Source organism: Pantoea osteomyelitidis (assembly GCF_044342975.1).
Lineage (GTDB): Bacteria > Pseudomonadota > Gammaproteobacteria > Enterobacterales > Enterobacteriaceae > Pantoea > Pantoea osteomyelitidis.
Genome location: NZ_JBGFSN010000003.1, coordinates 92,924 through 117,483, shown reverse-complemented (window position 1 = coordinate 117,483; position 24,560 = coordinate 92,924). Strand labels below are relative to the sequence as shown.

Below are 24,560 nucleotides of genomic sequence, written 5' to 3'. Positions count from 1 at the left end.
AAACGCTTTGAGCGCATACGCTATTTTTATTCGTGACAACACTATCGATCAGCAAGAGCTGGACACCTACAGCGTGATGGCCGGTAAGGCGCGCGGCGATCATCCGATCACCGCGCTGGTGGCCTATGGCGATATAGAAGTGCTGGAAGGCCAGGATGCTGAAGGTGTAGTGCTGCTGGAGTTCCCGACCATGGAAGACGCACGCGCCTGGTACAACAGCCCGGCCTATCAGGAAGCCAAAGCGCAACGTATGAAAGGCGCAAACTACCGCGTGCTGCTGGTGCAGGGCATCGCGTAAAGTCGGGTAAAAAAGAAAGCACCCGCTCGGGTGCTTTTTTATTCTGCCTGAAGGACCGTCAGGCAAACTCAACCCACTCTGCGCCGCGATCGGCGGATCGTACGCAGTTCGCGACCCACTTCACCCCCATCAGACCGGCGTTCACGTCCGGATACCAAAAATCCTTCAGCAGCACGCTGTCTCCCCGATCGGTGGCATCCATCGCGACGGCAAAGCGACGATAGAGGTTCGACCAGGCCTCAAACAGCCCTTCCGCATGTCCGCCGCTGATGCGATCTTCCTCCAGCGCGCGCGCATTCAGATAGCTCATGCCGCGTTCCAGAATGCGTACCGGTTCGCCCTGTACCTCGTAGCGCAGCTGGTTCGGCTGTTCGTCCCACCACTCAAGACTCGCTTTCTCGCCGACCACACGAATTTTCTGACCATGCATCGAACCGGCATTCACCGCAGAGCACCACATCGATCCCATCGCGCCGTTGTCATACTCCATCAGCACAAAGGCGTTATCCTCCAACGGCGCGCGGGATTTGACGAAGCTTTGGCGCGAACACATCAGCCGCTTGATCCGCAGCTGCGGCACCATGGTTTCGGCAATAAACAGCGGATGGGTGCCGAGATCGCCCAGCACATAGCTTGGTCCGACGAAACGCGGATCGACGCGCCACTGGGTGCTGGTATTCTGCTGCTCCACCGCCTGCGCATGAAAACCGTGGGAGAACTGCATATTAATAATACGGATCTCACCCAGCATCCCCTGCTGGATCATCTCACGCGCCTGATGGATCAACTGATACCCGGCATAGCCGTAGGTCACGCCGATGATTTTTTGTTGCGATTTGCTGAGATCTTCGAGGATCTGCGCCTCTTCGACGCTGAAGCAGAGCGGCTTTTCGCATACGACATGCAGGCCCGCTTCCAGCGCGGCGCGACAGATGGCGAAATGGCTATTGTTAGGCGTAGCGATGGAAACCGCCTCAATGCCGTCTGGCCGTGCCGCTTCTTCGCGAAACAGGGTCTGATAATCGGGATAGCAGCGATCTTCCGCCACGCCAAGGCTGACGCCAAATGCCCGTCCGCGCGCGGCATCAATATCAAACGCCCCGGCCAGCAGGCTGAAAACGTTATCCCGCAGCGCTGATGCGCGGTGAATATAGCCAATCTGACTGGTGCCGCCGCCGCCAACCATGCCCCAGCGCAGCGAACGATCCAAAGGCTTAATACCGTTAATCATAGTGTTCTCCTTAAAAACCAACGGAATGTAGATAGCGCAGGCTGGCCGTGACGTCGCGCAAACTGGTCGCTACGTTGCGCGGATCGCGCTCCTGTTCAATGGTGATCCAACCCTGATAATGACGTTCAGCCAGAAAGGCTTTGATTGTCGGATAATCAATAGCGCCGTTGCCGAGCGGGCACATTACGCCTTCAGCGCAGGCGGTGAAGAAATCCAGCTCGCGCGCCAGCACCTCCCGGAATACCTTTTCGTCAACATCTTTGAAATGCAGATAGTCGATGCGGTCGAAATATTTTCCCAGCCAGGCGAGCGGATCCATGCCAGCGTAGTAAAGGTGACCCGTATCGAGGCAGAGGCCAGCCACCTCATGAGGGATATCCGCCGCCAGCTTTTCCAGCTCATCGGCAAACTCAATGCAGCCGCCTGCATGAGGATGGATCACCGGTCGCACCTGATACTCTTCCCAGGCGATGCGGCTCAGCGTGGTGATATGCTGCATCATGCGCTGCCATTCGGCCTGCGGCAAACGCAGCGCTTTCGCTGCGTTACCGGCGTAGCGCGCCCGCTCTGCGTTACCGAAATCGATGATCACCAGATAAGGCGCCGGGAAATTATCGCCATGCGTTTTGCTGGCGGTGGGCACAGCCGAGAGAGTACGGCACAGGTTGTGGGTCAACTCAACCATCTTCGCAAAGTTAGCTTCACTAACCAGGTCGTCAAAAATGGTGGCGGCCACCAAAGAAAGATCGTACTGCTTTAGCGCGGCGGTAAGCTGCTGCGGGTCAGCGGGCAGATAACGCCACGGGCCAAGCTCAATGCTTTTGTAGCCCGCCTGTGAAGCTTCCTGCAGCACTTTCTCCCAGGGCGGCAGATAAGGATTATCAGGATTATCTACGCCCCAGCTGCAGGGCGCGTTAGCAATATGAATCGTCATCATCATCTCCGCGCAGTGCATCATTGATTTCTGCGGTCAGTATCAAACATATGTTTCATTTGTGGAAAGTATGAAAATTTCATTCTTTGATGGCGATCATCGCAAAACGGCAAAAATGATGAAATCTTTCATCGCGCTTGCAGAAATATCTCGCCTGTGCCGGGTATACTCTGGACAGAAAATGAACCTTACCTGAGAGGGCCCGATGACAAGCAGCAGCCATAAGATTGCCGTGATCCCCGGTGACGGGATTGGTAAAGAAGTCATGCCGGAAGGCGTACGCGTCATGAATGCGGCGGCGAAAAAGTTCGCCATCTCTCTTGAATGGGAGTGGTTTGATTTCGCCAGCGCCGACTACTGGCAGCAGCATGGCAAAATGTTGCCGGATGACTGGTTTGCCCACCTGAAAACCTTTGATGCGATCTATTTCGGCGCGGTTGGCTGGCCCGAGGTAGTGCCGGATCACGTCTCGCTCTGGGGTTCACTGTTGCAGTTTCGCCGCGAGTTCGACCAGTACGTCAACCTGCGTCCCGTGCGCCTGATGCCCGGCGTGAAGGCGCCGCTCGCCAACCGTCAGCCGGGCGACATCGACTTTTATGTCGTCAGGGAAAATACCGAAGGCGAATACTCCAGCGTCGGCGGGACGATGTTTCCCGGCACCGAGCGCGAAGTGGTGATTCAGGAGACGGTGATGACGCGCACCGGCGTCGATCGCATTCTGAAGTTTGCTTATGAACTGGCGCAGCGCCGTCCGAAAAAACATCTCACTTCCGCCACCAAGTCCAACGGTATCGCCATTACCATGCCTTACTGGGACAGCCGCGTGGAGGCGATGGCAGCGCACTATCCTGATGTGAAGGTGGACAAATATCATATCGATATTCTCACCGCCAACTTTGTGCTGCATCCCGACTGGTTTGATGTGGTGGTCGCCAGCAACCTGTTTGGCGATATCCTTTCCGACCTCGGCCCCGCCTGCACCGGAACCATCGGCATTGCGCCTTCGGCCAACATCAATCCTGACCGCACCTTTCCCAGCCTGTTTGAACCGGTACACGGCTCCGCGCCGGATATCGCCGGCAAAGGACTCGCGAACCCGATTGGTCAAATCTGGTGCGGCGCCATGATGCTGGAACATCTTGGCTATGCGGAAGCGGGCAGCGCGGTGCTGAATGCGATTGAGTGCACGCTGGCGGAAGGTCATTGCCTGACGCGCGATCTCGGCGGCCAGGCGACCACGGCAGAGCTGGGAGAAGCGATTGCCCGGGCGCTGTAAATAAAAAAAACGGCGCAGATGTCAGGATCGGCGACCTCGGTTATTCAGATCGCCGCCTGCCGGTAAAGACAGGCGGCGATTTTTTATCGCGTTTCAGCCTGCTGCCGGGCCAGCCGCAGCGCGCCGTCAAGCGCATCGCCTTGCGGTAAGGTCAGCATTGCCTGCACATCGGCAGCAAGCCAGGGCTGAATCGGCAGCGCCAGGCCTCCCATCAGCGACAGCCTGCCCGCACTGCGCGCCGTCAGCCGCCGCACCATCAGGGCAATATTATCCGCGGTCTGCTGCACCAGCAAACGTCCCTGCGCATCACCCGCGCTGGCGGCCGCAAAAACGTCCGGCACCACGCGTCCCCAGTCGGCTGGCGTGGCCTGCTGTGACCAGAGCAGCATCGCTTCAGCACTCTGATCAAAACGCGCCATAATGGCGTGCGTCAGCGGCGATGGCGACACCACCTCTTCATGAGCCAGCAAGGCGAGCCGTAATGCGCGTCGGCCCAGCTCTGCGCCGGAGCCGAGATCGGATAAAGCGAATCCCCAGCCGCCCAGCAGCGAAAAGCGCTCACCATCCCAGGCGGCGCCCTGGCTGCCGGTGCCCACGATAAACACTGCGCCCGGTTCACCTCCGTGCGCGCCCATGCAGGCGATCTCAACATCCGTTAACAACATGATTTGCTGGCATGGCGGCTGCCAGCTGGCGAGACGCGTTTTGACCGAGGCGACATTAGCCCCGGCGAGACCCGCCGCCACGGAGGTTTGCGCCAGGCAATGTTGCGGCAGGTCCGCCTGGCGTAACGCTTCCACTATTAAGCCGTTTACCGTCGCCAGCGCCTCGTCAAAGCGCGACCAGACGTTTGCCGGACCGCCAGCGACTTCCGCCAGCACCTTGCCCTGACGGTCCGTTAAGCGCGCACGGCACTGCGTGCCGCCGCCATCAATACCCAGGAGATAATCGGTACGCATGTCTTTTTCCACCGCTAATACAGTATTCATAAGCAAAACCAGCGCCCTTGCGGCTCACTCGCTGGTCGCTTCGTTTTCTAACTTCTGGCGGCGGCGCAAATGGGGAAACAGTACCATCCACAGCCCAACCACCACCAGCGTGCCAATGCCGCCGAGCGCTGCTGCCGGAGCCGCGCCCAGCCAGGCGGCGAGCAGTCCCGATTCAAACTCCCCCAGCTGATTTGAGGTATTGATAAAGATGCCGTTGACCGCGTTTACGCGTCCGCGCATATCATCAGGCGTATCCAGCTGCACCAGCGCGCCACGAATCACCATGCTGATCATATCAAAGCCGCCGAGCGCCGAGAGGGCAATCAATGAAAGCCAGAGCTGGCTGGAGAGCGCAAAAACCAGCGTTGCCGCGCCAAATCCGGCGACCGACATAAACATGATCATCCCGACATGCTTTTCCAGCTTGTTGCGGCTCAGCCATAAGCCCACCAGCAGCGCGCCGACCGAGGGCGCGCCGCGCAGCAAACCTAACCCCCAGGGACCGGTGTGCAGAATATCTTTGGCGAAGATCGGCAGCAGCGCGGTCGCGCCGCCCAGCAGTACCGCGAAGAGATCGAGTGAGATAACGCCCAGCACATCCTTGCGATCGCGGATAAAACGCACGCCCGCAAACAGGTTCGACAGATTCATTGGCAGGCGCGGCTGCGCCGGTCGCTCATAGCGCAGGCGGCTAATCAGCACGATGGAGAAAAAATAAAAGGCGGCGGCAACGCCATATACTACCTGCGGCCCCGCGACATAGAGCAAACCGCCCAGCGTCGGCCCGACAATCACCGCAGCTTCGCTGCCTACCGCATTGGCGGCAGTGGCGCGCGCCAGAATACCCGGCGGCACCAGCGATGGCAGCATCGACTGCATCGCCGGTCCCTCCAGCGCTTTGGCGACGGCAATCATAAACACCAATCCCCAGATCGCTGTTTTATCCGCCCAGTGCAGCAGGGTCAGCGCCACCAGCGCCATCAGCGCAATCCACTCGATCAGCTGACCAAACAGCGCGATGCGCCGCCTGTCGAGCTGATCGGCCAGATGGCCCGCGGGCAGCGCCAACAGCAGCGACGGCAGAAACTGCATCAGCCCAATCATGCCCAACGCCAGCGCGCTGTTGGTGAGCGCATAAATTTGCCAGCTCACCGCCACCGAAAACATCTGAAAACCAAATGAAGAGCAGGTGCGCGCCAGCCAAAAAAAGACGAACGCGCGATGTCTCAGCAGCGAACTGTCCGCTGCCGATGCCAGTAATCCCATAAACCATCCCAATGTAAAGTCTGTCCGGGCCTCGCGCCCCGCCGACGCGATCGTCAGCGCAACAGACGGCCTGTGCTGCTGGCCGTCTTCTTTTTTCAGCAAACAGGGTGCGCGATTTCGCGCCCGCAGGCAACGGCGAAGCGTGCTTAAACCGAAACGGGCAAGCCGTGCAGCGAGCCGCTAAGCGCGTCTGCCAAAAGGATTATTTCAATTGCTACGATATTTCTGCTTACCTGAAAATTATATCTCTTTCAATTTACATAAAGCCGCTAAGAAGATCTCTGCCGCAAACAAAAATAAAAAGAGATGATTTCTGTCGGGAAATTGTTTTATATTTCCAGGGTCATTAACCCCGGAAATCGCTAATAATAACTAAAAATGAAACCTGAATTAACGAATTCATTACCAGAGATAAATGAAAAATCATTCCTATAATCCATGCGTTACAGAACCGATTCGCAGCTTTGACGGCGCACTCTACGGTGTCTGTTGTCTGACGCCTTTTATGCAACAACATCAGGAATCCGACACTACACTTAACCTTCATCAATTAGTTTCAGGAGATAATCAGCTAATCAATGAAACAACGTTAATCATTATTGCTCTGCAGGAAGCTGAATTACAACAATTGATAATGGCACCAGAACGTTATTCATATTTACAGGGCGTCTCCGTTCGGCTGGCAATTAACTACGCTCTTTTACAAGCTAATTTTCCCGCTTTGCAGGATCTGACCAGTAAGTTTCGTTTCTGGCTTTATGATTTTGCCCCGCCCGGCGCTAACTGGTCTGTGATCGAGGCTTTTCCATTTTGCGGCATCGCTTTTAACGAAAATTTCTTTAATGATAATTACCAAAAATTCAGCTTTCCCTATTTTCTTGAATCTTTGCACGAAAAAAAAGCCGACTTGATATTACGCACCGCCATACCACAATTACCTGCAGAGCACTATGCGGCGCTCTATATCAATGGCTGGCAGCAACAGCGTAACAATCACCCTCTGTTCGCAATGTAAGCCCGGCGCGAAAAATGCTGTGCCGTTGCGTTATGCGCGTATCAACCTGCGCATAACCGTTAATTACCCTCATAAAATGTCGTGTTAATTCTCTCGTCAGGTACAATTCGCTAAAAAAATCAAACCCGCTAACCTTTTTTAAGATAAAATTTAACTCAAAGGATCCCAGGGCTTAGCGGAAGAGCCAGCAAAAGAACAGCGCTTTCCATCTGTACTTTATAACTGGAAAACAATGCAGGTTATTGTTTCCTTAAGTTTTATGGCAAAAAAAGAGGTCAACATTATGGGGAAAGCTTCCTCATCATTTGGCGTAATACGTTTCCTGACGGTGCTGTTCGCGGCGCTTACTGGTGCGTATATGCTGATCGGCGGTATTTGGTTATCCGCCATTGGAGGTTCCTGGTATTACATCGTCGGCGGTGTTGTGATGCTTATCACCGCTTTCCTGATCTGGCGTCGTAACAGTACGGCACTGGTGCTTTATGCGCTGCTGCTGCTGTTCACCATGGCCTGGGCCGTTTGGGAAGTCGGCTTCGACTTCTGGGCGCTGGCGCCACGTTCCGACGTGCTGGTGATTTTCGGCATCTGGCTGCTGTTGCCGTTTGTTTATCGCGGCTTCCACACTCAGGGCAAAGGCCCTGCTTCGGCGCTGGTCGTCAGCCTCGTAATCAGCGCGTTGGTGCTGGCTTATGCGGTGTTCAACGATCCGCAGGAAGTGAACGGTACAGTGCCCACCGCCGATCAAAACGCTACGCAGGGCGCGCCGCTGAGTGCGATTCCTGACGGCGACTGGCCGGCTTACGCGCGCGATCAGCAGGGTACGCGCTACTCGCCGCTGAAGCAGATCACCGATCAGAACGTGAAAAACCTGCAGGTTGCCTGGACCTTCCAGACCGGCGATCTGAAAACGGCTAACGATCCGGGTGAAATCACCGATGAAGTGACGCCGATTAAGATCCGCGACACGCTCTATCTCTGCTCGCCGCATCAGATCCTGTTTGCGCTGGATGCCGTTAGCGGTAAGCAGAAATGGAAATTCGATCCGGGCCTGAAGCCGAATCCGACCTTCCAGCACGTTACCTGCCGCGGTGTTTCTTATCATGAAACGCCTGCCGCTGCCGACGCGTCAAACGCGCAGCCTGCGCTGTGTGCACGCCGCATTATCCTGCCGGTGAACGACGGTCGTCTGTTTGAACTGGATGCGGATACTGGCGCGCGCTGCCCGGAATTCGGTAACAACGGTGAGCTGGATTTGCAGCACAAACAGCCGGTTACCACTGCCGGTCAGTATGAGCCGACCTCGCCGCCAGTGATCACCAATAGCGTGATTGTTGTCGCGGGTGCCGTCACGGATAACTACTCGACCCGTGAGCCTTCTGGTGCGATTCGCGGCTTCGACGTGAATACCGGCAAGCTGCTGTGGGTGTTCGATCCGGGCGCGAAAGATCCAAATGCGATTCCGGCTGATGAGCACACCTTCAGCATGAATTCGCCTAACTCCTGGGCGCCGGCCGTTTACGATCCGCAGCTGGATACCGTTTACCTGCCGATGGGTGTTTCCACGCCGGATATCTGGGGCGGAAACCGTACGCCGGAGCAGGAGCGTTATGCCAGCAGCGTGTTAGCGCTGAATGCGACCACCGGTAAGCTGGTATGGTCTTATCAGACCGTTCACCACGACCTGTGGGATATGGACCTGCCCTCTCAGCCCACGCTGGCTAATATCACCGATAAAGATGGCAACACCGTACCGGTGATTTATGCCCCGGCGAAAACCGGTAACATCTTTGTGCTGGATCGTCGTACCGGCAAACCGGTTGTTCCGGCGCCGGAAACCCCGGTTCCGCAGGGTGCGGCGAAAGGCGACCATGTCTCCCCGACCCAGCCTTACTCCGAGCTGACCTTCCGTCCGAAACAGAACCTGACGGACAAGGATATGTGGGGCGCTACCCTGTTCGATCAGCTGGTGTGTCGCGTGATTTTCAAGCGTCTGCGCTATGAAGGTCCGTTCACGCCGCCGTCTGAGCAAGGCACGCTGGTGTTCCCTGGCAACCTGGGCATGTTCGAGTGGGGCGGTATCGCCGTTGACCCGCATCGTCAGATTGCGATCGCTAACCCGATGGCGCTGCCGTTCGTCTCTAAGCTGATCCCACGCGGTCCGGGCAACCCGATGGAACCGCCTGCGGACAGCGCAGGTGGCTCAGGCACCGAAACCGGTATTCAGCCGCAGTACGGCGTACCGTACGGCGTAGAGCTGAACCCGTTCCTGTCGCCGTTTGGCCTGCCGTGTAAACAGCCGGCCTGGGGTTATATGTCTGCGGTTGATCTGAAAACCAATGAGGTTATCTGGAAGAAACGTATTGGTACCACCCGCGACAGCGCGCCGGTTCCGATTCCGTTCAAAATGGGTATGCCGATGTTGGGCGGTCCGATCACCACCGCAGGCAACGTCGCCTTTATCGGTGCGACCGCAGATAACTATCTGCGCGCCTTCAGCACCAATACCGGTGAGAAGCTGTGGCAGGCACGTCTGCCGGCAGGCGGTCAGGCGACGCCGATGACCTATGAAGCGAATGGCAAGCAGTATGTTGTTATTGCTGCCGGTGGTCACGGTTCGTTTGGCACCAAGCTGGGTGACTATGTTGTCGCTTATGCCCTGCCTGATGAGAAGTAATCCGGCGCTGCGTTAAGCGGCGCGGTACAAAGCAAGGCGGACCTGAGGTCCGCCTTTTTTATTCAGATGTTTTCCAAATCGATGCCGCGCGTTTTCGGCCCAAAAATCCCTACCGACAGCATCACCATCAGCATACTCAGCACGATAAAGGCGATGACCCCCTGACTACCGGCATACTGCAAAATCAGGCCGATAAGAATGCTGCTGAACACCGTGGAAAGCCGGCTGAACGAGTAGCAGAAGCCCACCGCGCGGGCGCGGATGTGGGTTGGGAAAATCTCGGTCTGATAAGCGTGATAGCTGAAGGTAAGCCACGCATTGGAGTAAGTAATCAAAAAGCCGCAGGCAATCAGCAGCAGCGGATTGGTCTGGAAGGCAAACAGCGTGCCGAATACCACCGTCATCAGGCAGGAAAATACGATCTGCCATTTATTTTCGAACTTATCCGCATAACGACTGCAAATCAACGAGCCGAGCGGATAGGCGAGCGTGATGAAAAAGGCATACAGCAGGCTGTGGGTCACGGTGGCGCCTTTGCCCGACAGCAACGCCGGTAGCCAGTTGCCGAAGCCGAAGAAGCCGATTGCCTGGAAGAAGTTCATTACCACCAGCATTAGCGTGCGCTTGCGGTAAGCCGGCGCCCAAATCTCGCTGAAGCGACCGCGCTTCGGCAGCTGCGCGGCGGCGTCATCCGCCGGGAAATCAGCGCCGGGCGCGACGCCGCAACGTTTTTCCATCTCGCTCAGAACGCGATGCGCCTCCTGATGCCGTCCCTGCTGCGCCAGCCAGCGCGCCGATTCCGGCAGATTCTTACGGATAAACCAAATCAACAGCGAGCAGAGCGCGCCAGCAATCACCACCCAGCGCCACCCCTCCAGATTCAGGATGGTTTGCGGCACCAGCCACCACGACATCAACGCCACGGCCGGGACGGAGAGAAACTGGATGAAAAACGAAAAGGCGAACGCTTTGCTGCGCAGGCGGGTCGGCACCCATTCGGAAAGATAGGTGTCTATGGTCACCAACTCGATGCCGAGACCAATGCCGACCAGAAAGCGACAGAAAATCACCCCTTCCGCGCTGTGCTGAAACGCCATGATCAGCGAAAAAGCGCCATACCACGCGAGCGCGCACATAAAGGTGAAGCGACGGCCAAAGCGGTCAGCATACGGCGCAAGCAGGCTGGCGCCGACAAACAGGCCGAGAAAGGTGGCGGAGGCAAATGCCGCCTGATCGGCAATGCCAAACACCCCGGCGCTGCCGGTGTGGAAAATATTGGCGGCCAGCAGACCAGAGCTGATATAGCCGGTTTCAAACAGATCGTAGAGTTCGAAAAAGCCCCCTAACGCCAGCAGCGAAATAAAGCGCCACAGTCCCGCAGATGAGGGCAGCGCGTCAATGCGACTGGCTAAGGAAACGTTTTTATCGGGCGCGACGGGTACAGACGGGCTCCCTGTAGAGCAGGCGATTGTCATTTTATTATGAACCTCGGTGTGACGATGTTTGCAAAACTTGCCGACGGCGTTGTTGAATTAAAATAATTAACCGTTAGCAAGCGAAGATATAGCAGGATAATGGATTCGTTTTAGCTTGCCGAGAGGCTACACGGTGAGTTTTTAGCAACGTACGTTGCACTTTTTCGCAGTGCGTTTTGTCCCGCCAGCAGCCTGCGCGTTACAGGCCGTCAGGCGTCAGGATAAAGAGCCAGCAGCGGCTTAATGACTTGGCCAGGATAAAAGTAGATCAGTGGATCGTCTTCGGTATTGAGCCTGATGAAGCCCGGCTTTGCATAACACTCACCTGCCGCGTCGTCTATCGCTTCCGCCATCATGGCGTAGACGCCAACCGACTGTGTCGCCTCATAAACGCGACGTGCGGCATCGGCGATGAGAATAGTGCCGAAACCCTTACCTGCCAGGCGTTTATTTACAGCGAGACGACCGGGAAGAATGCAAGGGACATCGCGGTAAGGAACCTGCTTACGCTGGGCATTACTCATACCGGGCTGGCTATAACAACCGCCGGAAGCACCGATAAAAAGTAAGGTGGATTACCGTACAAAAAGCGTAAGGCCGCGCGGCGAGATAGACAATGCTCGCGTCAGGAAAGTGGCATAAAAAACCACCTCCGGGAAGAGGCGGTTCAACAATGACAAAAAAATGCGGGACAAGTAAGCCTCAGCGCTGCACGCTGAACTGCGCCTGATTCAGCGCCAGCGTCGCCAGAGTTTTCACCGCCGTCGCCATCACCTGCTCGTCAAAATCGAATTTTGCGTTGTGATGTCCCGCCGCCAGCTCACAGCCAAAGATAACGTAAGAAGCTTGCCCGCCGCGCTGCTTTACGCGCTCCAGCATGTAGGTGGCATCTTCGGAACCGGCCGACTCCTCTTTACGATCCAGCACCGAGCTGAATTCGCCCAGCTGTTGCGCCTGCTGATAAATAAATTCGACCCACGGCTGCGTCGGCGTGCAGCTGCGCGCGGCGCCCATCAGCTTTACCTGAGACTCAACGCCATACATTGCCGCCGCCCCGGTAATCACGCGCAGCGCCTGCTGGTAAACCTCATCGTTGATCGCATTATTCGCGCCGCGCGTCTCCACCTTCATCAGCGCGTGATCCGCCACCACGTTGCGCCCGCTGCCCGCCTGCAGTACGCCGACATTGACGCGCGCCACGCCGCCGCTGTGCTGCGTCAGGCCATGCAGCGCCAGCGTCGCCTGCGCCGCCGCCAGCAAAGCATTACGCCCCGCCTCGGGACGCGCGCCGGCATGGGCGGCTGTACCGATAAATTCCACGTCGAGCTTGGTGGTGGCGAGAAAGCTGTCGCTGCCGCAGACAATCTCACCGGCGGGCACGCCGGTGCCGAGGTGGATCGCCGTAAAGAGATCGACATCATCCACCACGCCCGCCTCTACCATCGACTTCGCCCCGCGCACGCCCTCTTCGGCGGGCTGGAAGATGATTTTAATCGTGCCGCTCAGCCGATCTTCCATCGCCTTCAGCACTGTCGCCAGGCCAAGCCCGATCGCGGTGTGGCCGTCATGGCCGCAGGCGTGCATCATGCCCGCGTTGCAGGAGGCAAACGCCTCGCGCACCGGCAGATGATCGGCCGCCTGGCTTTCGTTGAGGTCGAGCGCATCCATATCAACGCGAAAACCCATCACCGGGCCGGGACGTCCGGTCTCCAGCGTGGCGACAATGCCGCAAAAGCCGCCGGAAAAGTGCGGCAGCCACTGCGGCAGCGCGCCCTGCGCCAGCGCGCGCGTTTCCTGCGCATTGAGCACCTCCGCATCAGGCAAACCCATACGCGCCTCAGCGTTAATCACTTCACGCCCCAGCTTCAGCTGATAACCGAGACGATGTAGCGTTTCCGCAACCCGCGTGGCGGTACGAAATTCCAGCCAGCCCGATTCGGCAAACTGATGCAGATCGCGCCGCCAGGCTTGCAGCTGGGGCACCAGCGCGCTGACATGGTCAGAGAGAGTTTTCACAGGCGTTGTCCTTGATGTTGGTTTTTATGCACTGCGGCAAATTTACACAATGGCGTCGGCCTGCATAAGATGCGAATATCCTTTACCTGATAAACAAAAGTTATCACCGGATACGCTATGCCAGCCAATATCAAGCTGCACCAGCTGCGCGCTTTTGTGGAAGTCACGCGCCAGGGCAGCATTCGCGCCGCCAGCCGCCTGTCGGGTATTTCACAGCCCGCGCTGAGCAAATCGATTCAGGAGCTGGAGCAGGCGCTGGGGGCGCGGCTGTTTATCCGTCGCCAGCAGGGGGTGGTGCTCACCGATATCGGTGATAACTTTTTCCGTCATGCCAGCCTGGTGTTGGAAGAGCTGCGCACGGCGCAGGAAGATATTCAGCAGCGTCTCGGGCTGGCGGGCGGGCGCGTCAATATCGGCATCGGCAGCAGCGTGGCGCGCACGCTTATGCCGCAGGTCATCGACCAGTTTCATCGCGAATACCCGCAGGTACGGGTGCGCATCGTGGAGGGCCAGCTGGTATCGATGATCCACGAGCTGCGCCAGGGCGAGCTTGATTTCACCATCAATACCTACGATCAGCGCCACTTTGACCGCGAGCTGAGCTATGAGCGGCTGACGGAACGCGAATATAAGGTGGTGGTGCGCAAAGGCCATCCCTGTGAAAAAGCGCGCTCGCTGGCAGCGCTGCAACACTGTAGCTGGACGATGCCCACGCCGAAAGGCAGCTACTATCGTCTGCTGCACGATATGTTTCACGATCGGGACATAACGCCGAACATCAGCGTGATCTGCGAAACCTTTATGGCCTGCACCAGCCTGGTGGCGCAGAGCGATTTCGTCAGCATTCTGTCGGTGGATGTGATTGCCGATCCGATTCTGGGTCGCCAGCTGGTGGCGCTGGAGCTGGATGAGCCGCTGCCCAAAGCGACTTTTTATCTGATTCAGCGCCGGGATACCACGCTGACGCCCATGAGCGCTTACATGGCGCAGCTGTTCCGCCGTTATTGTCAGGGCTGAGATCGGCGTACTCTCGCTATCGTCTACACTTTGGACGAGACAAGAAATTCACACAACCCATGTACGGAGGTGGAGATGCAAGTCAGTCCTTATCTGTTTTTATATGGCCGCTGTGAAGAGGCGATCGATTTTTACCTGGAAGCCACAGAAGGCGAGCTGCTGTTTAAGATGACTTTTGGCGATATGCCCGAACAGGGTCAGCAGGTGGGCGATGCTTCTGCCGCGCCATTCCCGCCGGATAAAATCATGCATGCGCATCTGCGTATTGGTCAGGGCGAGATCATGATGAGCGACGGCAACACCGATCATCCGCCGGCGTCCCCCCATGCGGGTTATGCGGTGAGCCTGGCCACTACCGATGAAGCGCAGGGAAAAGCCTGGTTTGAGAAGCTGTCGGCGGGAGGAAAAGTCACCACGCCATGGCAGGAGACCTTCTGGGCCAACGGGTTCGGCATGTTTATTGATAAGTTCGGCATTCCGTGGCGCATCAACGTGGTAAAGCACAGCTGACAGCGCTTTCCGCCCGGCCTTTCCTGCGCGCAGGGAAGGCCGGGCGTTCAATCAGAAGTTATAACCTACCACCAGGTAGTAACCCCAGCCGGTCGATTTCACTTCAAAAGGTCCGTTGCCGAAGTTCAGCTCGCGACCATCAGCCCACTGTCCGCCGTTATGGAAGTAACGCGCTACTGCCGAGTAGTGCCAGTGATCGTAAGCCAGCGACAGGATATGGCTGGAGGCGATAGAGTTGCTGGTACGTGACGAACCACCCTTCTCGTTAAGGTCGGAACCCCAGTCGAAGTTGGTAAAGCCGATATAGCTCAGGTTGCCGCCCCACAGCGTGGTAATCGGCACGAAATATTTCACCTTGAAGCGATAGCCATCCCAGCTGTTTTCGTTCGCCGCGCCGTAGTTTTCCCACTGATATTTGGCATAGACGTTCAGCGACAGGCCAACATCGCTGTGGGTGTCGATGTCGGTGCCCAGACCCATATACCAGGTGTTCTGACGGTTAGCGCTGTTGTGGCCCATGTCGTAGATATAGTTGTTGGCGAAATACCACTCTTTGAACGGGCCGAAAGCCAGGCTGGTGCCGGTCAGCTTGTCGATGGAGAAACGCGGTTCAATCTCCATAAACATCGGCGAACCGTGATCGAAAATGCCGTTGGCGTTGCTGTTGCCGACGCCAAAGAAGTTAGTCAGATCCAGGTAGCCGTAGAAATCGAACCAGTCTTTATGAGCAAAGGCTTCATATTCGAGGTAAACGTCGTTGTTGAACTGCGGTCCAAAACGGGTGTGGGTGCTGCCCACCACGTTTACGCTCTGGTGCCACCAGTCGGAAACATACTGCGGATCGCTATCAGCCTGTACCGCGCCCGTGTATGAGCCAGCCAGTAAGGCGCCTGCTATCAATGCTTTGAATTTCATTATTGTTAACCACATGCTTTCGACCGCATCGGTGAACATGCAGTCGGAGTGAAATCAATCCCAGCGGGTGGGCGGTGAGTTTTTAACCGTGTTATCGGGACCCGGTTTTGAGTTTGCTTAGAGTATTGGTCGCAAAGCGATAGAAAATAGATTTTGATCACGTTTGTCAAAATGTGTTGCATTTCAATTCCGTTAATATGTGATGAAGATCACAAAATAACGCTGTAACGAACGGAACCAGGCAACCGTTTACGTTGTCTGGTTCGTTGCAAAAGTGGCAGAGATCAGGGAAGGGTTACGCGTACCTGTAAACCGCAGATTTCGCCCTGCGGACCGAAACAATTAGAAAGAGAAACCTGCATACGGTGTTTTTGCGCCACGCTGCGCACGATAGATAAACCGAGTCCACTGCCCTGCGCCTGCACGTCGGGCGAACGGGTGAAGCGGTCAAAGGCGCGATCGATAAAGGATTCGGGCATACCGGGCCCGTTATCGACGATATCCACCACCGTGTGCCCGGCGACGCGGTGCAGCAGCACATCCACCAGGCTCCCTTCCGGCGTATGCAGCATCGCATTGCCGATCAGGTTATCAAACAGGCTACGCAGATCGGAGCGGCTGGCCTGCAAGCGATAATGGGTGGTGCCGTTGTAGCCAATATCGATACCGCGCTTATCCGCCACCACCATCAGCTGTTCAATGCTTTCTTTCAGCACCTCCTCCAGCTCAATGTTCTCTATCGTGGCGATCACCGAGCGATCTTCCTGACGCGAGATATTCAGCAGCTGCGTCACCAGATGGCGCGTGCGCGTGACGCCCGCCTCCAGCTGATCGAACTGACGGCTCGCCTCTCCTGGCTGAATGTGCTGACGCAGGTTCTCCAGCTGCAGGGTTACCGCCGTTACCGGCGTGCGCAGCTCGTGAGCAGCGTCTTCCAGAAACTGCCGCTGTGCCGACCAGGCGGCGCGCAGCTTATCCAGCAGCGAGTTATAGGCGGCGATCAGCGGCAGGATCTCGTCGGGCAGGCCGTCGGGCGGCACGCTGTAAGGATGGTGCGTCTCCTGCGCGGCGATATGGCGCGAGGCGGTGCGCAGATCGCGGGTAATTTTGCGCACCACCAGCCAGATCACCAGCAGCGACAGCGGCATCATCAGCAGTAGCGGCACGATGGCCGAGAGCGCACGCTGCACCACTACCGTTTTCATGTAGCCGAGATTATGCAGCACCTGAATAGTTCCGATATCGCTGCCCGGCGCACCGGCGCGGGTAAACACCCGCCATGCGCAATCATGGCAGCGGCCTGCGCTGACGTCATGCCACCCTTTGGTGGTTTGCAGCGGCACATGCAGCGCAGGCCAGGAGCTGGCGCGCAGCTGGTTATTGCTGTCCCAGAGCTGAACCACATAGGCGCTTTTCAGCTTATCGGCATGGGGCATCAGCGGCATCAGCGCGGGGATTTGTTTGTTGGTCGCCCAGGCATCGGCGATTTTTGACAGCTGGTCATCCTTCATGGTGCCGATCATGTCGCCGTAACAGCTGAAGAAATACCAGCTCACGCCGCCGATCATGATCAGATGAATTGCCAGCAGCGTGCTGAGCAGCTTGTTGCGCAGCGAGCGCATAAAAGGCCAGGCTTTCATATTGCCGGTACCCGCCAGCCGAGGCCGCGCACGTTGCGGATCGCATCGTTATCCAGCTTGCGGCGCATACCGTGGATCAACACATCTACGGCGTTGCTCGTTACCTCTTCGCCCCAGCCGTAGATGCGATTTTCCAGCTGCTCCCGCGAGAGGATAGCGCCCGGACGCTCCAGCAGCGCGTAAAGCAGCGCATATTCGCGCGCCGTCAGCTGTTCGCGTTGCCCCTTATAGAGCACCTCGCGCGTCATCATATCCAGCTGCACGTCGCCGCTGCCGATCACGGAATCCGCCGCACCGTGGCGACGTCGGGTTATGGCTCGCATACGCGCCAGCACCTCCTGCAAATCGAAAGGTTTAAGCAGATAATCGTCGGCGCCGCTGTCGAGACCCTGCACACGCTGCGCGATAGTGTCGCGGGCGGTGAGGATCAACACGGGCGTCATATCGCCGCGCCCGCGCGCCCGGCGCAACACATGCAGCCCGTCGTCGCGCGGCAGGCCGAGATCGAGCAGCACGCAGGCGTAGTCGCCCTCGCTCCAGGCGTGAGTAGCGAATACGCCGTCCCGCACCCAGTCCACCGACCAGCCCGCCCCTTCCAGCGCCTGCTGCAGATTGGCGCCGATCATCTCATCATCTTCCACCAGCAATACGCGCATGATGATCTCCTCCGGAACCGGTTTGCGCAGTGTAGCGCCGCAAAGTTAGCGCAGAATTACACCGTTTTCGACGTTGCTAATTCTGCGCTAATTTTTCGCTAATTAAGGGATAAATTTTCAGCGCTACAGTGGGCAGTCTGGAAACCAGGCCGTATCAGGAGGAGCCCGTGAATCAGCGCGAGTTTATTCAAAGTCTGTTGGAGTGGATTGAAAGCAATTTAGGACACGATCTGCATCTGGATGAGGTGGCACGCCGTTCCGGTTATTCCCGCTGGCATCTGCAACGCCTGTTCCGTCAGCATACCGGCTTCTCTCTGGCGGAATATATTCGTCAGCGGCGCCTGACGGAGTCGGCCCTGACGCTGCTCAACAGCAACGAGGCGATCCTTCAGGTGGCGATGAACTACGGTTTCGACACCCAGCAGGCCTATACACGAACGTTTAAAAATTATTTTCGCGTCACGCCGGGACAGCTGCGGCGACAAAAGCGCGTCGAAGCGGAAAGACTGTTATTTCCGCTGGCGGTCGCCAGCTAACAGATAAAAAACAAAAACCGCATAACCTTTTTTTAGCACGCCGTATTGCAGAGGATTCGCCTGTGACGCTACGGCGCGCTGTGTTTTATGCTGTCGCCGATACGGGCGGCGGGCATCTGTGCTGTGCTGCTGGTCAGCCCCCTTCTGCATCCCCCTCGATCCCCCTGTTGCTTCCGTGTTATTACATTTTGTCTTTTCACTTTTTTCAGGGAGCTTTGCATGAAGAAATTCGTTCTGTCTGCCGTGTTGCTGGCCTGCGGTTTCAGTACCGCCGCGCTGGCGCAATCTGAACTGCGCTTCGGCGTGGATCCGACTTTCCCACCCTTTGAATCAAAGGCGGCGGACGGCTCGTTGCAGGGCTTTGATATCGATATGGGCAACGCCATCTGCGCCCAGGCGAAAGTAAAGTGCGTCTGGGTGCAAACTGGCTACGACGGCATTATCCCGGCGCTGAAGGCGCGCAAGTTTGACGCCATTCTTTCGGCGATGGCGATGACGCCGAAACGCCGCGAGCAGGTCGCCTTCAGCGATATGCTCTATAACACGCCAAGCGCGCTGGTAACCAAAAAAGGCAGCAATCTGCAACCGGATGTGGCGGCGCTGAAGGGCAAAACCGTGGGCGTTGCGCAGGGCACCACTCAGGAATCTTACGCCAAAGAGGTGTGGGCGAAGCAGGGCGTGCAGGTGGTTTCCTATCCGAACCAGGATGAAATCTATCCCGATCTTGCCTCTGGGCGCGTCGACGGCACCCTGACCAGCGCCGCCGCAGCGGAAACCGGCTTTCTGAAAACGCCGCAGGGCCAGGCCTTCGCCATCAGCGGCAAAACGCTCTACGACAAAAAATATTTTGGCGAAGGCGTCGGCATTGGTCTGCGTCAGGACGATACCACCAACCTGAAGCTGATCAACAGCGCGCTGGCTGAACTGCACAAAAACGGCACCTACGACAAACTGGCGAAAAAATATTTCACCTTCAACGTCTACCAGAAGCTGGATCAAGAGTGATGCTGCCTGACTATCGCGCCCAGCGGGCGCGTTTTTTACAGGCGGCGGAACGCGCGGGCGCACAGCTGCACAGCTGGCAGCACCCGCTGACGGGGCCGAAACAGGAAACGCTCTGTACCGACGTTGCCCTGCTCGGCGATCCCTCGGCGGAAAAAATAATGGTGATCATCTCCGGCACCCACGGCGTGGAAGGCTACTACGGTTCCGACAGCCAGATCGCCTGGCTGGAGGCGAGCGAAGCGCAAGCCATGCCGCACGACTGCGCCCTGCTGCTGGTTCACCTGATCAATCCCTGGGGAACGGCACATCTGCGTCGCGTAAATGAAGATAATATCGACCTGAACCGCAACTTTATCGATTTTGCCCGCCCCGCCCCCGCCAGCCCGGCCTATGAGGCAATGCATGCGTTTTATGTGGGCGATCGCGCCACTGCCGATGCGGCTTATGCTGCGGCATTACAAACGCAGGGTTGGCCTGCGATCAAACGGGTGGTGGAAGCGGGACAATATAGCCATGCGGACGGCATCTTCTTTGGCGGCGAGGCGGCCAGCTGGTCCCAGCTCACCCTCGGCGCGATTATCGATAATCATCTGCGTCAGGCGAAAACCATTATCAGTTTCGATCTGCATACCGGCGCGGGCGCCTATGGTCACCCGATGCTGATGGCGATTGCCGAGCGTCCCTGGCAGGCAGTAGATCAGGCGCGCGCGCTGTTTGGCGAATGGCTGACGGTGCTGATCACCGGTGCTAACCGCGACAGCGAAACGGGCGTCACCGCCACCGCCACCGGCTATCTGTCGCAGTTTATGCACGACAGCCTGCCGGAGTGCACGCTGATGCAGCTGGTGATTGAGTGCGGCACCCTGCCGGGTGAGGAGATGCATCGCCGGGTACGCGACGATCACTGGCTGCATCTTACCGGCGATCCCGCCAGCCCGGAAGGCGAGCGTATTAAGCAGGCGCTGGCGGCGGGATTTTACCCTGCCGATCCCGACTGGCGCGCCGTTACGCAGTTGCGTACGCAACAGATTTTCCGTCGCGCCTGGCGGTCTCTGACCAGAGAAGATTAAACGCGGCCGTAAAAGGTCATACGCGCCGTTTCCGACAGCGACACGCCCGGTTCGGCGTTGTAGGCCAGCACCACCAGCATCCGCGTGGCGTCGCCTTCGGTGGGCGTGACGCGATGCATGGCGTTGCGGCCGCGAAACAGCACCAGATCGCCGGGCGCGATCGCCAGCCGATCGGGCGCTCGCCTGCCCTCCAGCACCTCGGCCACGCCGTCAAAGTTCATCTCTCCGGCGTCGGCATCGCGCAGCGCTTTGACATACTCAAACTGACCGCCGCCCTGCGGCTTCTGGATCAGCAGCGTAATGGCGAAAGAGGAGTTGTCGAAATGCCAGCCCAGCTCCTGCCCGGTGCGGGCGTAGTGCAGGTTGATGGAGGAGAGCGGATCGGCATAAGGATAGAGCTGACGCTCGTTCAGTACCTCGCAGAGGAAATCTTTAAACAGCGCGGCGTTATAGAGCGTGCGCAGCGGCGAGTCGGCGGGCACCTCTTCATCGGTAATGCAGCCTTTCGAGGAGACCACGGCGCGATTGCGCGGATGATCGTCGGCATAAGCCGCATCGGGCTTCAGCAGATAAACGTTGTGCGTGCTGTTGGCGTAAAACGCCTGATGCTGATGGCGCTCTCCTTCCGCGCGAACCGCCGCCAGCGCCTGCGGCGCGAGAAAACCGCGCAGCACCAGCGCGCCGTCGCGATCGAGCCGATCACGGCACTGCTGGCGATAATTTGCCTGATGAAGCGGATGCGCATCGAGTTGAATAATCTGTTTCAGCATGGTTTTCTGATTCTCTTGATGGCAGGTAGCGCCCACTGTAGCGCGACGCGGCAGACAAGCTGTAACAATGAATTTTTAACCCCGACGTAAGGAAAAAGCGATGTCGCCACGGTTGCCGAGGCTAAACACCATTCTGGCGTTCAAAACCGCGGCGGAGGCGGGCAGCCTGGCGAAGGCGGCGCAGGCATTAGCGTTAACGCCCGCCGCTGTCAGTCAGCAGATTCGCCAGCTGGAGCAACAGCTTTCCACCCAGCTTTTTCTGCGTACCCAGCAGGGCGTGCAGCTGACCGAGGCGGGCAAAGCCTATCTGCGCTACATCAGCGAAGCCTTTGATATTCTGCAACTGGCGCAGCAGAGCCTGCTGGAGGAGAGCGCTCCGCCGCGCCTCACCCTCTGGTCCCTGCCCGCGCTGGCCAGCAAATGGCTGACCCCGGCGCTCATCCAGTGGCAGCAGGCGGAGCCGGATATTGCCCTGGCGCTGCACGGCACCCATGCCCACGTCGATTTTGCCGCCACGCCCGCTGACTTTGTTATCTGCTTTGGCGAACATCACTATCCGCAGCTGGAAAAAGCACCGCTATTTCAGGATGATGTGATTCCGGTGGCGAGTCCCGCGCTCGCCGCGCGCTTTAACGACGCGCACCATTTCCACCGTGCGCCGCTGATCCATCTCGACTGGGGCAACGAGGGCCGCTTTCTGCCCGCCTGGCGCGACTGGCTGCTGGCGCGCGGCGTTCCGGCGTCCCATGCCGCAGGCGGACTCACCTTTAATCTCACCTCGCTGGCGATTGACGCCGCCGTGCAGGGTGCCGGTCTGCTGCTGGGGCAGCGTCGGCTGATCCGGCAGGAGCTGGCGCGTGGCGATCTGGTTGCGCTGGATACGCTGCGGCTGGCGCTGAGCAAACCCTACTTTCTTGCCTGGCCCGCGCGTACGCTAAGCCAGCCGGGCGGCCCTGCCATGCTGCAATGGCTTCAGCAGCTGGCGCAGCAATCAACGGAATAACTCACGAATCAGATGGATAACTCAGACAATCTCACCGCCATGCTGCTGTTTGCGCGCGTGGTGGAAAGGCAAAGCTTCAGCGAGGCCGCCCGTTCGCTTGGCCTCTCTAAATCTCATATCAGTCGTGAAATCGCCCGGCTGGAAGTACGGCTGGGTATCAAACTATTGCAGCGCACCACGCGAAAAATGGCGCTCACCGAACTGGGCCAGGCTTACTACGCCTTTTGCACGCGCATGCTGGAAGAGATGCATCGGGCAGAAGCGTTTGTTCAGCAGGTTCATCAACAGCCAGCCGGCAATGTGCGCCTGATCGCCCCGGTCACCTTTGGTTGCCAGTGCGTCGTGCCGACGCTGAATGGTTTTATTCGTCGTCATCTGCATATCAATATCGATCTTGAGCTGACCGATCGCATACCGGACTGCGCCACGGATAACTTCGATGTGGCGATAGTGATTCGCCAGCGCGCGCCGGAGGGCGTTTCTGCACGTGTGCTTTCTGAAATCGAGTGGGGACTTTACGCCGCACCGGATTATCTGGCGCAGCGCGCTGCCGTTACCCATCCCGATATGCTGCCGCGTCACGATCTGTTGCTGTTTCACGGCGCGGCCCATACTGCCGCGCTGCCGTTTCGTCGGGACAAACAGCGGCTGGCGATTGAAGTGCGCAGCCGTTTTCGCGCCAATAACAGTATGGCGCTGTTGAACGCGGCACTGGCTGGAGCCGGCATCGCCTATCTGCCCTCCTATATGGCGCAGGAAGCGCTGGCGCGCGGCGAGATTCAGCAGCTGCTGCCGGAATGGCAGATGGATCGCTTCCAGAGCTATCTGCTGCTTAAAGAGACGCAACGTCCTGCTTCGCCAGCGACGTTGCTGTGCGACAGCCTGATTGCCGCGCTGGCGCAGTCATGATTGTTGCCAGATAACAACAGCGGACGGCCAGACGGCAAATATTGCCCGAGGACTGTTGTTCAGGCGGCACCATTGTTAGCCTGTAGATCGCTTATTTATCAGGATAAAAACAATGGAACAGGTTTCAGAAATACCCGAACAGGCGTACTGGAAGCGCAACCTTTTTGTCTGCGTGCTGGGTTCGTTTACCACCATTGTGGCGATGACGCTGCTGCTGCCCTTTTTGCCGCTGTATGTCGCGCAGCTCGGCGTGCAGGAGCCTGCCGCCATTGCGCGCTGGTCGGGCGTGGCCTATGGCGCAACCTTCTTCAGCGCCGCGCTCACTGCTCCGCTGTGGGGTAAGCTGGCGGATCGCTATGGCCGCAAGCTGATGCTGATTCGCGCCAGCCTCGGCATGGCGATCGCCATGTCGCTGATCGGTATGGCGACCGCTCCCTGGCAGCTGGTGGCGCTGCGCCTGCTGGCGGGACTGCTGGGCGGTTATGCCTCCGGCTCTACCATTCTGGTGGCGGCACAAACGCCGAAAGCGCAGACCGGCTGGGCGCTGGGCGTACTCTCGTCAGGAATTATGGCGGGCAACGTGGTCGGCCCGCTGCTGGGCGGGGTATTGCCGCCGCTGATCGGCATTCGCCACACCTTCTGGCTCACCGGCGCGGCGATTTTCCTCGCTTTCCTTGCCACCACCTTTCTGCTGAAAGAAGCGCCGCGCAAGCCGGGCGTGAAAAAAACCGTCGCCGCCGCGAGCGATGAAAGCGGGTTTCAGCGTGGCGTGGTCGCCATGATGTGGCTCTCCGGCATGCTGCTGATTTTTGCCAATATGTCCATTGAGCCGATTATCACGCTTTATGTCGGGCAGTTTGTGCATGGCGATCATGCGGTTACCGTGATGGCCGGTCTGGTGATGTCCGCTGCCGCGCTGGGCAGCATTCTTTCCGCGCCGCGCCTCGGCAAGCTGGCGGATCGCATTGGCCACTGGCGCGTCCTGACGGTGGGATTACTGGCGTGTGCGCTGCTGCTGATCCCGCAGGCGTTTATTACTGCCGCCTGGCAACTGGTGGCGCTGCGTTTTCTGATGGGCATGGCGCTGGGCGGGCTGCTGCCCTGCATCACGGCGATTATTCGTCACAACGTGCCGGAAGCGCAGGTGGGACGGATGCTCGGCTACTCCACCTCGGCGCAATATGTAGGCCAGGTGAGCGGCCCGCTGTTCGGCGGTTTTGTCGGCGGCGCCTTTGGTATGCGGCCGGTATTTCTCGCTACCTGTGCTGTGATGGCGCTGTGCGCGCTGCTGAACTGGCAGCAGTCACGCCGCTGAAATTAAAAATCAATTGCTGATCAGGTGATTACAACTTATC

Annotated in this window: 23 protein-coding genes; 12 read left to right on the top strand and 11 right to left on the bottom strand. The window is 58.0% G+C overall.

Annotated elements, in window-relative coordinates; translation table 11 throughout:
• The first annotated feature begins 7 nt into the window (after window positions 1-7).
• Window positions 8-298 carry a DUF1330 domain-containing protein gene (locus ABU178_RS02785; RefSeq protein WP_397211777.1) on the top strand — a complete coding sequence of 97 codons (291 nt, stop codon included), beginning with the start codon at window positions 8-10 and terminating at the stop codon, window positions 296-298.
• Window positions 299-356: 58 nt separating this feature from the next.
• On the opposite strand, the gene ABU178_RS02780 is transcribed toward ABU178_RS02785, so the two are convergent.
• Entirely contained in the window at window positions 357-1,529 is a 1,173-nt protein-coding gene (locus ABU178_RS02780) for a Gfo/Idh/MocA family protein (protein ID WP_397211775.1), read from the bottom strand.
• 10 nt (window positions 1,530-1,539) lie between these two features.
• A complete protein-coding gene (locus tag ABU178_RS02775) occupies window positions 1,540-2,463 on the bottom strand; it encodes a TIM barrel protein (protein WP_397211773.1) in 924 nt (307 codons plus the stop codon).
• A gap of 205 nt (window positions 2,464-2,668) precedes the next feature.
• On the opposite strand from ABU178_RS02775, the gene ABU178_RS02770 reads away from it, so the two are divergent.
• On the top strand, window positions 2,669-3,739 hold the full coding sequence (locus ABU178_RS02770; RefSeq protein WP_397211771.1) for a tartrate dehydrogenase: 1,071 nt from the start codon (window positions 2,669-2,671) through the stop codon (window positions 3,737-3,739).
• An 83-nt stretch (window positions 3,740-3,822) separates the two neighbouring features.
• Here the strand turns inward: ABU178_RS02770 and ABU178_RS02765 are convergent, their stop codons facing one another.
• Window positions 3,823-4,698: a BadF/BadG/BcrA/BcrD ATPase family protein gene (locus ABU178_RS02765; protein ID WP_397212505.1), complete on the bottom strand. Its 876-nt coding sequence runs from the start codon at window positions 4,696-4,698 to the stop codon at window positions 3,823-3,825.
• A gap of 54 nt (window positions 4,699-4,752) precedes the next feature.
• On the bottom strand, window positions 4,753-5,994 hold the full coding sequence (locus ABU178_RS02760) for an MFS transporter (protein ID WP_397211769.1): 1,242 nt from the start codon (window positions 5,992-5,994) through the stop codon (window positions 4,753-4,755).
• Between the two features lie 415 nt (window positions 5,995-6,409).
• Between ABU178_RS02760 and ABU178_RS02755 the strand changes: the two genes are divergently transcribed.
• Together ABU178_RS02755 and ABU178_RS02750 are read left to right on the top strand one after the other, a co-directional pair.
• Window positions 6,410-7,009, top strand: coding sequence for a hypothetical protein (locus ABU178_RS02755; protein ID WP_397211767.1), 600 nt, complete (start codon window positions 6,410-6,412; stop codon window positions 7,007-7,009).
• A gap of 283 nt (window positions 7,010-7,292) precedes the next feature.
• On the top strand, window positions 7,293-9,683 hold the full coding sequence (locus ABU178_RS02750; protein WP_397212503.1) for a membrane-bound PQQ-dependent dehydrogenase, glucose/quinate/shikimate family: 2,391 nt from the start codon (window positions 7,293-7,295) through the stop codon (window positions 9,681-9,683).
• Between the two features lie 62 nt (window positions 9,684-9,745).
• Here ABU178_RS02750 and ABU178_RS02745 read toward each other — a convergent pair whose 3' ends face one another.
• From ABU178_RS02745 to ABU178_RS02735, 3 genes are all read right to left on the bottom strand, one after another.
• On the bottom strand, window positions 9,746-11,158 hold the full coding sequence (locus ABU178_RS02745) for an MFS transporter (protein WP_397211765.1): 1,413 nt from the start codon (window positions 11,156-11,158) through the stop codon (window positions 9,746-9,748).
• A 209-nt stretch (window positions 11,159-11,367) separates the two neighbouring features.
• Window positions 11,368-11,682, bottom strand: a complete 315-nt coding sequence (locus ABU178_RS02740; protein ID WP_397211763.1) for a hypothetical protein — start codon at window positions 11,680-11,682, stop codon at window positions 11,368-11,370.
• 178 nt (window positions 11,683-11,860) lie between these two features.
• On the bottom strand, window positions 11,861-13,174 hold the full coding sequence (locus ABU178_RS02735; RefSeq protein WP_397211761.1) for an amidohydrolase: 1,314 nt from the start codon (window positions 13,172-13,174) through the stop codon (window positions 11,861-11,863).
• 117 nt (window positions 13,175-13,291) lie between these two features.
• Between ABU178_RS02735 and ABU178_RS02730 the strand changes: the two genes are divergently transcribed.
• Window positions 13,292-14,191 (top strand): LysR family transcriptional regulator, encoded by a 900-nt coding sequence (locus tag ABU178_RS02730; RefSeq protein WP_397211759.1) that lies wholly within the window; start codon window positions 13,292-13,294, stop codon window positions 14,189-14,191.
• 75 nt (window positions 14,192-14,266) lie between these two features.
• The gene (gene yjdN, locus ABU178_RS02725; protein ID WP_397211757.1) at window positions 14,267-14,701 is read left to right on the top strand and encodes a VOC family metalloprotein YjdN; all 435 of its coding nucleotides are present in this window, start codon (window positions 14,267-14,269) and stop codon (window positions 14,699-14,701) included.
• Between the two features lie 51 nt (window positions 14,702-14,752).
• Here the strand turns inward: yjdN and ABU178_RS02720 are convergent, their stop codons facing one another.
• From ABU178_RS02720 to ABU178_RS02710, 3 genes are all read right to left on the bottom strand, one after another.
• A complete protein-coding gene (locus tag ABU178_RS02720) occupies window positions 14,753-15,616 on the bottom strand; it encodes a nucleoside-specific channel-forming protein Tsx (protein ID WP_397211755.1) in 864 nt (287 codons plus the stop codon).
• 284 nt (window positions 15,617-15,900) lie between these two features.
• Window positions 15,901-17,256, bottom strand: a complete 1,356-nt coding sequence (locus tag ABU178_RS02715) for a sensor histidine kinase (protein WP_397211754.1) — start codon at window positions 17,254-17,256, stop codon at window positions 15,901-15,903.
• Window positions 17,253-17,912, bottom strand: coding sequence for a response regulator (locus tag ABU178_RS02710; protein WP_397211752.1), 660 nt, complete (start codon window positions 17,910-17,912; stop codon window positions 17,253-17,255). The genes ABU178_RS02715 and ABU178_RS02710 overlap by 4 nt, the downstream gene beginning before the upstream one ends.
• A gap of 167 nt (window positions 17,913-18,079) precedes the next feature.
• Here ABU178_RS02710 and ABU178_RS02705 point away from each other — a divergent pair, with 167 nt between their 5' ends.
• The 3 genes from ABU178_RS02705 to ABU178_RS02695 all read left to right on the top strand — a co-directional run bounded on the left by ABU178_RS02705 (window position 18,080) and on the right by ABU178_RS02695 (window position 20,523).
• Window positions 18,080-18,448, top strand: coding sequence for a helix-turn-helix domain-containing protein (locus tag ABU178_RS02705; protein ID WP_397211750.1), 369 nt, complete (start codon window positions 18,080-18,082; stop codon window positions 18,446-18,448).
• A gap of 219 nt (window positions 18,449-18,667) precedes the next feature.
• Entirely contained in the window at window positions 18,668-19,453 is a 786-nt protein-coding gene (locus ABU178_RS02700; protein WP_397211748.1) for an ABC transporter substrate-binding protein, read from the top strand.
• Window positions 19,453-20,523 carry a DUF2817 domain-containing protein gene (locus tag ABU178_RS02695; protein ID WP_397211746.1) on the top strand — a complete coding sequence of 357 codons (1,071 nt, stop codon included), beginning with the start codon at window positions 19,453-19,455 and terminating at the stop codon, window positions 20,521-20,523. Before ABU178_RS02700 ends, ABU178_RS02695 begins: the two co-directional genes overlap by 1 nt.
• On the opposite strand, the gene ABU178_RS02690 is transcribed toward ABU178_RS02695, so the two are convergent.
• The gene (locus ABU178_RS02690; protein WP_397211744.1) at window positions 20,520-21,293 is read right to left on the bottom strand and encodes a HalD/BesD family halogenase; all 774 of its coding nucleotides are present in this window, start codon (window positions 21,291-21,293) and stop codon (window positions 20,520-20,522) included. The two genes, ABU178_RS02695 and ABU178_RS02690, sit on opposite strands and share 4 nt — an antisense overlap.
• 100 nt (window positions 21,294-21,393) lie before the next feature.
• Here ABU178_RS02690 and ABU178_RS02685 point away from each other — a divergent pair, with 100 nt between their 5' ends.
• From ABU178_RS02685 to ABU178_RS02675, 3 genes are all read left to right on the top strand, one after another.
• Window positions 21,394-22,296: a LysR substrate-binding domain-containing protein gene (locus ABU178_RS02685; RefSeq protein WP_397211742.1), complete on the top strand. Its 903-nt coding sequence runs from the start codon at window positions 21,394-21,396 to the stop codon at window positions 22,294-22,296.
• Between the two features lie 12 nt (window positions 22,297-22,308).
• A complete protein-coding gene (locus tag ABU178_RS02680; RefSeq protein ID WP_397211740.1) occupies window positions 22,309-23,205 on the top strand; it encodes a LysR family transcriptional regulator in 897 nt (298 codons plus the stop codon).
• A gap of 112 nt (window positions 23,206-23,317) precedes the next feature.
• Window positions 23,318-24,520 (top strand): MFS transporter, encoded by a 1,203-nt coding sequence (locus ABU178_RS02675; RefSeq protein ID WP_397211738.1) that lies wholly within the window; start codon window positions 23,318-23,320, stop codon window positions 24,518-24,520.
• The last annotated feature ends 40 nt before the right edge of the window (window positions 24,521-24,560 follow it).

What these genes read in the sequence shown, in the direction of transcription:
- ABU178_RS02700 (WP_397211748.1), top strand. Translation starts at nt 18,668, where the DNA reads ATGAAGAAATTCGTTCTGTCTGCCGTGTTGCTGGCCTGCGGTTTCAGT.
- ABU178_RS02715 (WP_397211754.1), bottom strand. Translation starts at nt 17,256, where the DNA reads ATGAAAGCCTGGCCTTTTATGCGCTCGCTGCGCAACAAGCTGCTCAGC.
- ABU178_RS02750 (WP_397212503.1), top strand. Translation starts at nt 7,293, where the DNA reads ATGGGGAAAGCTTCCTCATCATTTGGCGTAATACGTTTCCTGACGGTG.
- ABU178_RS02770 (WP_397211771.1), top strand. Translation starts at nt 2,669, where the DNA reads ATGACAAGCAGCAGCCATAAGATTGCCGTGATCCCCGGTGACGGGATT.
- yjdN (WP_397211757.1), top strand. Translation starts at nt 14,267, where the DNA reads ATGCAAGTCAGTCCTTATCTGTTTTTATATGGCCGCTGTGAAGAGGCG.
- ABU178_RS02730 (WP_397211759.1), top strand. Translation starts at nt 13,292, where the DNA reads ATGCCAGCCAATATCAAGCTGCACCAGCTGCGCGCTTTTGTGGAAGTC.
- ABU178_RS02680 (WP_397211740.1), top strand. Translation starts at nt 22,309, where the DNA reads ATGGATAACTCAGACAATCTCACCGCCATGCTGCTGTTTGCGCGCGTG.
- ABU178_RS02695 (WP_397211746.1), top strand. Translation starts at nt 19,453, where the DNA reads ATGCTGCCTGACTATCGCGCCCAGCGGGCGCGTTTTTTACAGGCGGCG.
- ABU178_RS02745 (WP_397211765.1), bottom strand. Translation starts at nt 11,158, where the DNA reads ATGACAATCGCCTGCTCTACAGGGAGCCCGTCTGTACCCGTCGCGCCC.
- ABU178_RS02675 (WP_397211738.1), top strand. Translation starts at nt 23,318, where the DNA reads ATGGAACAGGTTTCAGAAATACCCGAACAGGCGTACTGGAAGCGCAAC.
- ABU178_RS02685 (WP_397211742.1), top strand. Translation starts at nt 21,394, where the DNA reads ATGTCGCCACGGTTGCCGAGGCTAAACACCATTCTGGCGTTCAAAACC.
- ABU178_RS02755 (WP_397211767.1), top strand. Translation starts at nt 6,410, where the DNA reads ATGAAAAATCATTCCTATAATCCATGCGTTACAGAACCGATTCGCAGC.
- ABU178_RS02760 (WP_397211769.1), bottom strand. Translation starts at nt 5,994, where the DNA reads ATGGGATTACTGGCATCGGCAGCGGACAGTTCGCTGCTGAGACATCGC.
- ABU178_RS02780 (WP_397211775.1), bottom strand. Translation starts at nt 1,529, where the DNA reads ATGATTAACGGTATTAAGCCTTTGGATCGTTCGCTGCGCTGGGGCATG.
- ABU178_RS02690 (WP_397211744.1), bottom strand. Translation starts at nt 21,293, where the DNA reads ATGCTGAAACAGATTATTCAACTCGATGCGCATCCGCTTCATCAGGCA.
- ABU178_RS02710 (WP_397211752.1), bottom strand. Translation starts at nt 17,912, where the DNA reads ATGCGCGTATTGCTGGTGGAAGATGATGAGATGATCGGCGCCAATCTG.
- ABU178_RS02740 (WP_397211763.1), bottom strand. Translation starts at nt 11,682, where the DNA reads ATGAGTAATGCCCAGCGTAAGCAGGTTCCTTACCGCGATGTCCCTTGC.
- ABU178_RS02720 (WP_397211755.1), bottom strand. Translation starts at nt 15,616, where the DNA reads ATGAAATTCAAAGCATTGATAGCAGGCGCCTTACTGGCTGGCTCATAC.
- ABU178_RS02765 (WP_397212505.1), bottom strand. Translation starts at nt 4,698, where the DNA reads ATGCGTACCGATTATCTCCTGGGTATTGATGGCGGCGGCACGCAGTGC.
- ABU178_RS02775 (WP_397211773.1), bottom strand. Translation starts at nt 2,463, where the DNA reads ATGACGATTCATATTGCTAACGCGCCCTGCAGCTGGGGCGTAGATAAT.